Raw genomic sequence first — 8895 nt, 5'->3', positions numbered from 1 at the left:
GCTGCCGGTGGCCGTTACCGCTCGCGGCCTCCGGCGCGGCCCCGGTCGGGGAACCGGTCGGGCGACCGGTCGGGGAACCGGCCCCGGGATCGGCCGGGGGGCCGTGGAGCACATCGCTCCCGCCTGCTTCCTGCACGTCCTGTTCGGGTGCGCTCGACACCGTTAAGCCTCCCGCGACTCGTCGGGGACCGGCGAGTCGAGAGGCACGACGGCGTCCCGGCCGCCAGGCTCTCCACATGAGGTCCTCCCTGCTGTCATGCCCAGAGTGGCGCTCGCACTCACGTTTCCCCCGCAGGCCACTGGTCGTCGGCCCCAACGGGAGACACCCCGTGACAAGAACCCTCGCCCGCGCCGGAGCCGCCCTGGCCCTGGCCCTCGCCCTCACCGGCTGCTCCGGCGGCGGCATCGGCTCCTGGTTCGACTCCGGGCCCCTCCCGCCCGAGGAGGCGATCCGGATCGTCCCGGCAGACCGCGCCAAGGACGTCAAGGCAGGCACCCCGCTCGAAGTGACGGTCCCCGAGGGCACCTTGGAGCGGGTCAAGGTCCTGCGCGTCGAGGACTCCGAGCAGCAGGAGGTACGGGGACGGATCAGCGCCGACGGCACCTCCTGGCAGCCGGACGCCGCCGACACCACCGGGAAGCTGGTGCTGGCCGCCAAGTACACCGTCCACGCGGTCGCCGTCGACGAGGACGGCCACCGGTCCGCCCGTACGACCTCCTTCACCACCCACGTCCCCGACGAGCGCTTCATCGGCTACTTCAAGCCGGAGAACCGCTCCACCGTCGGCACCGGCATGATCGTGTCCTTCTCCTTCAACCGGGCCATCGTCGACAAGGCCGCCGTCGAGCGCGCCATCCGCGTCACCTCGCAGCCCGCCGTCCCCGTCGTCGGCCACTGGTTCGGCAAGGAGCGCCTCGATTTCCGGCCGCGTACGTACTGGCGTCCCGGCACCCGCGTCACCACCGACATCCGGCTGCGCGACGTACCGGCCGCTCCCGGCGTCTACGGCATCCAGAACAAGTCCGTGTCCTTCACCGTCGGCCGCCACCAGACCTCCCTCGTCGACGCCGAGGACCACACCATGACCGTCACCCGCGACGGCGAGGTCCTCTCCGAGGTGCCGATCAGCGCCGGCACCGACAAGAACCCCACGTACAACGGGAAGATGGTGGTCAGCGAGATGCACGACGTGACCCGGATGAACGGCCGCACCGTCGGCTTCGGCGGCGAGTACGACATCGCGGACGTCCCGCACGCCATCCGCCTCACCTCCTCCGGCACCTTCCTGCACGGCAACTACTGGTCGAACGGAGTCTTCGGCTCCAGCAACGCCAGCCACGGCTGCATCGGGCTGCGCGACGAGAAGGGCGGCAGTTCGGGCACCCCGGCGGGCTGGTTCTTCGACCGCACGCTCGTCGGCGACGTCGTCGAAGTGGTCAACTCACGTGACCGAAAGGTCGCTCCCGACAACGGCCTCGGCGGCTGGAACATGGGCTGGGACCAATGGACGGCGGGCTCCGCCCTGCGCTGACCGCCCCGCGGCGGCCCTGGCCTGCATCTTGGGGCTGAACTTCGGGAAGAAACCTTGGGACGGAACGGTGACATTCCAGGGGAGTCCCGGGCGCATCCGATGTGATTATCTAGCGCACAGTGCGCGGTAGTTGCGTACGGGGGTGCGGGCCTGGTCAGGGCCGTGCGCGAGGGGAGAATTCCACATTGAACAGGCAGCCGAACCCGGTCATGTCCGGGCCCAGGGGAACACGTCGGCCCGGCGGCCGGGCACTGCTCGCGCTCGTACTCGGCGCCCTGCTGCTTCTGGTCACCGCCTGCGGCGGCGGAGGATCGGACAAGACGGGCAAGCCGGACAAGGTGCAGCCGGGTGCCGGCGAGGCCGACACGAAGGCCTCCCAGGCGGTCGTCACCGTCGCGCCGAAGAACGGTGCCAAGGACGTCGCGACCAGCGGCACCCTGAAGATCACCGCCGACAAGGGCAAGCTGACCGAGGTCAAGGTCGCCGACTCCAAGGGCAACGAGATCGAGGGCAAGCTCGCCGCCGACGGCAGCGGCTGGGAGCCTTCGCACCACCTCGCCGCCAGTACGACGTACAAGGTGCACGCCATCGCGAAGGACGCCGAGGGCCGCGCGTCGGCCCAGGACACCACCTTCACGACCCTCGTCCCGAAGAACACCTTCATCGGTGAGTTCCGCCCCGAGGACGGCACCAAGGTCGGCGTCGGCATGCCGGTGTCCTTCCACTTCACCCGCGGCATCACCTCGCCGGAAGCGGTACGGAACGCGATCAAGGTGACGGCCGAGCCGTCCGTGCCGATCGAGGGCCACTGGTTCGGCAACGACCGCCTGGACTTCCGCCCCGAGAAGTACTGGGCACCGGGCACCAAGGTCACCGTCAAGATGAACCTGGACGGAGTCGAGGGCCGCCCCGGCGTCTACGGCAAGCAGAACCGGACGGTGAAGTTCACCATCGGCCGCAGCCAGGTCTCCACCGTCGACGCCAAGAGCAAGACGATGAAGGTCGTCCGCGACGGCAAGCTGGTCAGGACGATCCCGATCACCGCAGGCGCCCCGTCCACGACGACGTACAACGGCCAGATGGTCATCAGCGAGAAGCTCAAGGTGACCCGGATGAACGGTGCCACCGTCGGCTTCGGCGGCGAGTACGACATCAAGGACGTCCCGCACGCCATGCGCCTCTCCAACTCCGGCACCTTCATCCACGGCAACTACTGGGCCTCCTCCGGCACCTTCGGCGACTCCAACGTCAGCCACGGCTGCGTCGGCCTGCGCGACCAGCGCGGCGCGGGGGACAGCGGCACCCCGGCGGCCTGGTTCTGGAACAGCTCGCAGATCGGCGACGTCGTCATCGTCAAGAACTCCCACGACAAGCAGATCGCCCCCGACAACGGCCTCAACGGCTGGAACATGTCGTGGGCGGAGTGGACCAAGTAGTCCTCCTGCCCCACGCGTAAGGGCCCGGCGCACTGTGACAAAGTGCACCGGGCCCTTGTCCGTGATCGGCGCGTGAACGAGCGCTAACCTCGCCCGTATGACAGTCACTCTCGAAGTCACCTCAGGCGTCGGCACGATCCGTCTCGACCGCCCCCCGATGAACGCCCTCGACGTCGCCACCCAGGACACCCTGCGCACACTCGCCGAGGAGGCCGCCCGCCGCGACGACGTGCGCGCGGTGGTCGTCTACGGCGGCGAGAAGGTGTTCGCGGCGGGCGCGGACATCAAGGAGATGCAGGCGATGGACCACGCCGCGATGGTCGTACGGTCCCGGGCGCTCCAGGAGTCCTTCACCGCGGTCGCCCGCATCCCCAAGCCCGTCGTCGCCGCCGTCACCGGTTACGCGCTGGGCGGCGGCTGCGAGTTGGCGCTCTGCGCGGACTTCCGCATCGCCGGCGACAACGCCAAGCTCGGCCAGCCCGAGATCCTGCTCGGGGTGATCCCGGGCGCCGGCGGCACCCAGCGTCTCTCCCGCCTCGTCGGCCCCTCCAAGGCCAAGGACCTCATCTTCACCGGCCGCATGGTGAAGGCGGACGAAGCCCTCAGGATCGGCCTGGTCGACCGGGTCGTACCGGCCGCCGAGGTGTACGAGCAGGCGCACGCCTGGGCCGCGAAGCTCGCCCAGGGCCCCGCGCTGGCGCTGCGCGCGGCGAAGGAGTCCATCGACACCGGCCTGGAGACGGACCTGGAGACCGGTCTCGCCGTCGAACGCACCTGGTTCGCGGGCCTGTTCGCCACCGAGGACCGCGAGCGCGGCATGCGCAGCTTCGTGGAGGAGGGTCCGGGCAAGGCCAAGTTCCTCTGAGGGGCGGCGAGTTGACGGCCGGTCATCCGTGCGGGGGGTCCGCAGGATTAGCTCAGCCTTAAGGGAGCCTTAAGCCACCCTGATGTCGCACTCCGAGTGATCGGTCGCGCGCAGCGGGTAGTTGCAGGTCAGCACGGTCACGGACCTTCGTGTTTGTCTCCGTCATATGTCAGAAGCCGCCCCGTGCGGGCGCCGTGCCGGGGGATTGATTCCCCCGGAACGGCCCCGGTCCGCACGGGGTGCGGTCATGATGGGGGCATGGCGGGCCTGGAGGGTGTGGAGGAACCGCGGCAGCAGGGGCATCTGACCGCCGCGCGGTGGATGCCGGCCGCCGAGGACGAACGGACGCGCACGGAGCTGGCGACCTTCGGGGACCCGACGGAGGGCGAGGTGAAGCTGCCCTCGCTGGGTGAGTCGGCGGGCACCGCGCGCCGGCTCGCCCTGTGGGTCGTGCAGCGGAAGTGGGGACTCTCCCCCCAGGTCTCGGAGTTCGCGGTACTGCTCGTCTCGGAACTCGTCGGCAACGCCGTCCGGCACACCGGCGCCCGGGTCTTCGGGCTGAAGATGCTGCGCCGCAGGGGCTGGATCCGCATCGAGGTGCGCGACCCGTCGCGCGGCCTGCCGTGCCTGATGCCGGTGAGCGAGACGGACGTCAGCGGCCGGGGCCTCTTCCTGGTGGACAAGCTCTCCGACCGGTGGGGCGTGGACCTGCTGCCGCGCGGCAAGACGACGTGGTTCGAGATGCGGGTCGTCGACCGCGAGCACTGAAGGCCCTGCGCCGGCGGGAGCCCGGGTCCGGAAACGCCAGAAGCCCCCAGGCGCCGGGGTGGGCGCACTGCGGGGGCTTCCGAGGGGGCCGTGGAGCGAAAGGGGTGTGCTCCAGGGCCTGGATGACGAACTTGCCCGGGTCAATGGGGTTCGTGTCTCCGACTATGGCAGACAGGTGGCTTCAAGCCAAAAGTCCCTACTCGGGCAAATCGCCGCGAACCATGACGTATGAGAAATGAATCGTTGGTGAGGTGGGCCACTGACCTCGCATTCACTGCATAACTATGGGCTTCGATGCGTGATTCATCGACCCGAGGGGCTGTGTCGCCCCTCAGGTCGTGCGTCTGGCGCCCTGGGTTCGAAACGCCCCCGAAGGAGCAATCGGCACATTCATCACTTTTCACATTTATGGTGCTCACTCGGGGCTCACCCTGCCCCACTCCCACCTGGCGAGGTGAGTCCCATCGCACCACCGACCAACCGCCCCGGCCGACCGCACAACGAAGCCGGAACGGCACCGGCCACTGCGCCACCGGGTCCCGCCGCAGGGGCGCACGGTCCCGCAACCGCGGCCCGCGGTCCCGCCGCCGCAGCGCCCGGTCCCGCCCCGCGCACCGGCCGCCGCACCCTGCTGCGGGCCGCGTCCGGCGCCGCGCTGACGGGCACGCTCACGGCGGGGTGTGCGGGACCGGGAGACCCGGGCCGGGTTCCTGGGGCCGGGGGAGTCCGGGGCTCCGGTGGTGCCACTGCCCCAGGCCACGCCCCGGACTCCGGCCACGCCACCGCCTCCGGTCGGGCCACCGCCCCCGGTGCCACCGACACGGGGGCCGGCACCGAAACCGGGGGTGCGTCGGCGGGGCGCGGGAGCACCGCACCCCGCCGCGGATTCGCCCCCGCTCCCGCCCCCCGCCGGTTCCCCGGCCACCCCGCCCAGGTCGAGCACGGCCCCCGCAACCGCCCCCGGGTCGCCCTCACCTTCCACGGCCAGGGCGACCCCGCCACCGCCCGCGCCGTACTCGCCGAGGCCGAACGTGCCGGGGCCCGCATCACCGTCCTCGCCGTAGGCAGCTGGCTCGACGAGCACCCCGCCCTCGCCCGCCGCATCCTCGACGGCGGCCACGACCTCGGCAACCACACCCAACGCCACCTCACCGTCTCCGAGATGCCCGAGTGGGAGGCGTACCGCGAAATCACCGACTGCGCCCAGCGTCTGCGCCGCCTCACCGGCTCGATCGGCACCTGGTTCCGCCCGTCCCGCACCCAGTACGCGACACCGCTCGTGCAGCGGCTCGCCCGCCGGGCCGGCTACCCCCACGTCCTCTCGTACGACGTGGACTCCCTCGACTTCACCTCGCCCGGCGCGACGGCCGTCACCCGCAAGGTCGCCGGGGAGATCCGCAACGGATCCGTGGTGAGCCTCCACTTCGGCTACGCGGACACGGTCGCCGCACTGCCCGCCCTCCTCGACGACCTCCACCGCCGCAGGCTGCGCGCGGTGACCACCACGGAGCTGCTGACCCCATGACCCCGCTGCCCCTGTCCCCCCGCCTCTCTTCCCGCACCCCTTCTCGCCCCTCTTCCCGCCTGTCGCCCCGCACCCGCGCCCTGTGCGCGGCGACCGTCCTGCTCTCCGCCCTCGCCGGCTGCGCGGACCCGTCCGACAAGGCCGCGGTGAAAGCCCTCGGCACGAAGGCCGAGGCCCCGCCCGCGCACCTCAAGAAGACGGCCCCCGCAGGGCTCCCCGGCATGCCGCCGGTGCAGAACCCCCAGGACATCTACGCGGCCAACCGGCCCGGCAACATCGCCCCGGTGGCCCGCAAGTTCCCCTCCCGCGTCTACGTCCCCAACACCAACTCCAACACCGTCTCGGTCATCGACCCGGCCACGTACAAGGTCATCGAGACGATCCCCGTCGGCATCCAGCCGCAGCACGTCGTCCCGTCCTGGGACATGAAGACCCTCTGGGTCAACAACAACCGCGGCCACTCCCTCACCCCGATCAACCCGGCCGACGGGGTCGCCGGAAAGCCGGTCGAGGTCCACGACCCGTACAACCTCTACTTCACCCCGAACGGCAAGCACGCGATCGTCATGGCGTCCATGGACCGCGAACTCGTCTTCCGCGACCCGCACACCATGAACCGCGTCAAGACCGTCCCCGTCACCTGCGCGGGCGTCAACCACGCCGACTTCTCCGCCGACGGCCGCTACTTCGTCGTCTCCTGCGAGTTCTCCGGCGAACTCCTCAAGGTCGACACGGAGCAGATGAAGGTCGTCGGCCAGCAGAAACTCCCCTTCGAAGGGGCCATGCCGCAGGACGTCAAGATCTCCCCGGACGGCAAGACCTTCTACATCGCCGACATGATGGCGCACGGAATGTGGGTCCTGGACGGCGAGAAGTTCACCGCCCCCAAGCTCCTCCCCACCGGCAAGGGCTGCCACGGCCTCTACATCTCCCGCGACTCCAAGGAGATGTACGTCCCCAACCGCGGCGAAGGCTCCATCTCCGTCTTCGACTTCGCCAAGAACCGACTCACCAAGAAGTGGCACCTGCCGGACGGCGGCAGCCCCGACATGGGCGGCGTCTCGGCGGACGGCAAGGTCCTTTGGCTCGCCGGACGCTACGACTCCGAGGTGTACGCCATCGACACGAGGTCCGGAAAGCAACTGGCCCGCATCCCGGTCGGCGACGGCCCCCACGGCCTCGCGGTCTACCCCCAACCGGGCCGCTACTCGCTGGGCCACACGGGAATCTTCCGGTAGGAGGCGGTTCAGGGGCGCGGGGAACTGCGCGACCAGCCACGACGCACCCGCGCCAGGGGGCGCGGGGAACTGCGCGACCAGCCACGACGCACCCGCATGTTGCGTGACGCACCCGCGCGTTGCGGCCGGCCGTGACGTCCCCGCATGGTGCGGCCGGCCGTGACGCACCCGCACGACGACCACCGACCCCCGAGCGTCCTGCCCCGCGCCCGAGCGGCTTGCCCCGCGCCCAAGCGGCCCCCTCCTACCCCTCCACCATCAACACCTCCGACCCCACCGGCCGAAACCCCGCCCCCTGAAAAGTCCGCACACTCCGCGCGTTCCCCGGCGGCTGCTGCGCCCAGACCACCTCCCCCGGCACCAACTGCCGTGCAGCAACCGCAAGTTGACGCCCAAGTCCCCGCCCCCGCGCCCCCTCGCCGACCTCGATCGCCGCCTCCCACCGCCCGGCCACGCCCTGCCCCAACACCAGCACGCCCCCGGCGGCCGACGCCCACACCCGCACTCCGTCCCGGAACTTCATCGCCCGTGCCACCCGCGGATGCGAAGGATCGTCGATCTCCTCCAGCCCCAGCTCGGGATCCGGCCGCCCCGGCAGAGCGCCCGCCACCGTCAGCAGGTCGATCGTGTCGTTCATCCGCCGCCCGGCCCGCTCCGCGAGGGCCACCAGGAACAGCGGGTTCATGGACGCGGCGAGCGGATCGCACGGCGTCGCCGCCAGCGTCGTACGTACCCACTCCGGATCCTGGTCCGTAAAGATCACCGAGTGGGCGGTGAAGGACAGCACACCCGCCACCCGCTGCTCCGCCTGCGGCACGACGGTCACGCCGCCGTCCGACGGCGGAAACACCCCGCGGGCGGCCGAATCGAGGAACTGGGCAAGCGATTTGGGGCCGCTGGGAGCGGTGACGTGATCTCTCATGGAGAGATCCAAGCACCCGGGGCGTTCCGTCCACGGAGTCACCCCACCCGTACCGCCTCCCGTCCGGCCATCTCGAACCGCACGCTCCGCCCCTCCGCCTCGCCCCCGGCGACGTTCGGCTGAAGCCCGGTTCCCGGCGACGTACGGCTGAAGCCCGGTTCCCCGGCGCGCGGTGCGGGCACCACCACCGCCGACGGGTCACCCGCGACTCCTTCGGCAACCGGGTGCCGAACCCTCCCCACCCCGGTGCGTACCAGGGCCGCTAATCTGTCGCCGTATTGATTTGGCCCGGCCGACAGTGACGACCCAGTGACGACAGCGACCGGCCTGACTGCACCAAGGGGTGGACCACATGGCGGACATCGACAACGACATCGAGTCGGCGCGCAAGGCGTTCGGCAAGTTCGACAAGAACGGCGACGGCACGATCACCGCCGCCGAGTACAAGAGCGTGATGGCGGAGCTCGGCGACTTCACCGTCACCGAGACCGTGGCCCAGGCCATCATCAACGCCCACGACGGCGACAGCGACGGCCGGCTCGACTTCGACGAGTTCTGGGCCTCCCGCCAGGCCTGAGACACGGGAAAGGGCCGGAACCCCCACAGGGT

Annotated in this window: 8 protein-coding genes; 7 read left to right on the top strand and 1 reads right to left on the bottom strand. The window is 70.6% G+C overall.

The features are described from left to right. The first annotated feature begins 368 nt into the window (after positions 1–368). From ACWGIG_RS33560 to ACWGIG_RS33535, 6 genes are all read left to right on the top strand, one after another. Positions 369–1532, top strand: a complete 1164-nt coding sequence (locus ACWGIG_RS33560) for a L,D-transpeptidase (protein WP_453325472.1) — start codon at positions 369–371, stop codon at positions 1530–1532. Between the two features lie 209 nt (positions 1533–1741). Further along, positions 1742–2968, top strand: coding sequence for a L,D-transpeptidase (locus ACWGIG_RS33555; protein WP_453325471.1), 1227 nt, complete (start codon positions 1742–1744; stop codon positions 2966–2968). A 97-nt stretch (positions 2969–3065) separates the two neighbouring features. Further along, complete coding sequence (locus tag ACWGIG_RS33550) at positions 3066–3833, top strand: enoyl-CoA hydratase/isomerase family protein (protein WP_453325469.1); 768 nt, start codon at positions 3066–3068, stop codon at positions 3831–3833. 258 nt (positions 3834–4091) lie between these two features. Next, entirely contained in the window at positions 4092–4601 is a 510-nt protein-coding gene (locus ACWGIG_RS33545) for an ATP-binding protein (RefSeq protein ID WP_453325468.1), read from the top strand. Positions 4602–5229: 628 nt separating this feature from the next. Continuing rightward, the gene (locus ACWGIG_RS33540) at positions 5230–6126 is read left to right on the top strand and encodes a polysaccharide deacetylase family protein (protein ID WP_453325470.1); all 897 of its coding nucleotides are present in this window, start codon (positions 5230–5232) and stop codon (positions 6124–6126) included. Beyond that, positions 6123–7364 (top strand): YVTN family beta-propeller repeat protein, encoded by a 1242-nt coding sequence (locus tag ACWGIG_RS33535; RefSeq protein WP_453325467.1) that lies wholly within the window; start codon positions 6123–6125, stop codon positions 7362–7364. The genes ACWGIG_RS33540 and ACWGIG_RS33535 overlap by 4 nt, the downstream gene beginning before the upstream one ends. A gap of 244 nt (positions 7365–7608) precedes the next feature. On the opposite strand, the gene ACWGIG_RS33530 is transcribed toward ACWGIG_RS33535, so the two are convergent. Next, complete coding sequence (locus tag ACWGIG_RS33530; protein ID WP_453325466.1) at positions 7609–8286, bottom strand: GNAT family N-acetyltransferase; 678 nt, start codon at positions 8284–8286, stop codon at positions 7609–7611. Positions 8287–8638: 352 nt separating this feature from the next. On the opposite strand from ACWGIG_RS33530, the gene ACWGIG_RS33525 reads away from it, so the two are divergent. Then, a complete protein-coding gene (locus ACWGIG_RS33525; protein WP_453325465.1) occupies positions 8639–8863 on the top strand; it encodes an EF-hand domain-containing protein in 225 nt (74 codons plus the stop codon). Positions 8864–8895 lie beyond the last annotated feature (32 nt).

It is taken from the genome of Streptomyces sp. NPDC054863, from assembly GCF_053610825.1.
Note: the sequence above shows the minus strand (reverse complement) of the source record. Positions and strands in the feature narration are given on the sequence as shown.

Coding starts and splice junctions, on each gene's coding strand:
- ACWGIG_RS33530 (WP_453325466.1), bottom strand. CDS start 8,286: ATGAGAGATCACGTCACCGCTCCCAGCGGCCCCAAATCGCTTGCCCAG.
- ACWGIG_RS33535 (WP_453325467.1), top strand. CDS start 6,123: ATGACCCCGCTGCCCCTGTCCCCCCGCCTCTCTTCCCGCACCCCTTCT.
- ACWGIG_RS33525 (WP_453325465.1), top strand. CDS start 8,639: ATGGCGGACATCGACAACGACATCGAGTCGGCGCGCAAGGCGTTCGGC.
- ACWGIG_RS33545 (WP_453325468.1), top strand. CDS start 4,092: ATGGCGGGCCTGGAGGGTGTGGAGGAACCGCGGCAGCAGGGGCATCTG.
- ACWGIG_RS33550 (WP_453325469.1), top strand. CDS start 3,066: ATGACAGTCACTCTCGAAGTCACCTCAGGCGTCGGCACGATCCGTCTC.
- ACWGIG_RS33555 (WP_453325471.1), top strand. CDS start 1,742: ATGTCCGGGCCCAGGGGAACACGTCGGCCCGGCGGCCGGGCACTGCTC.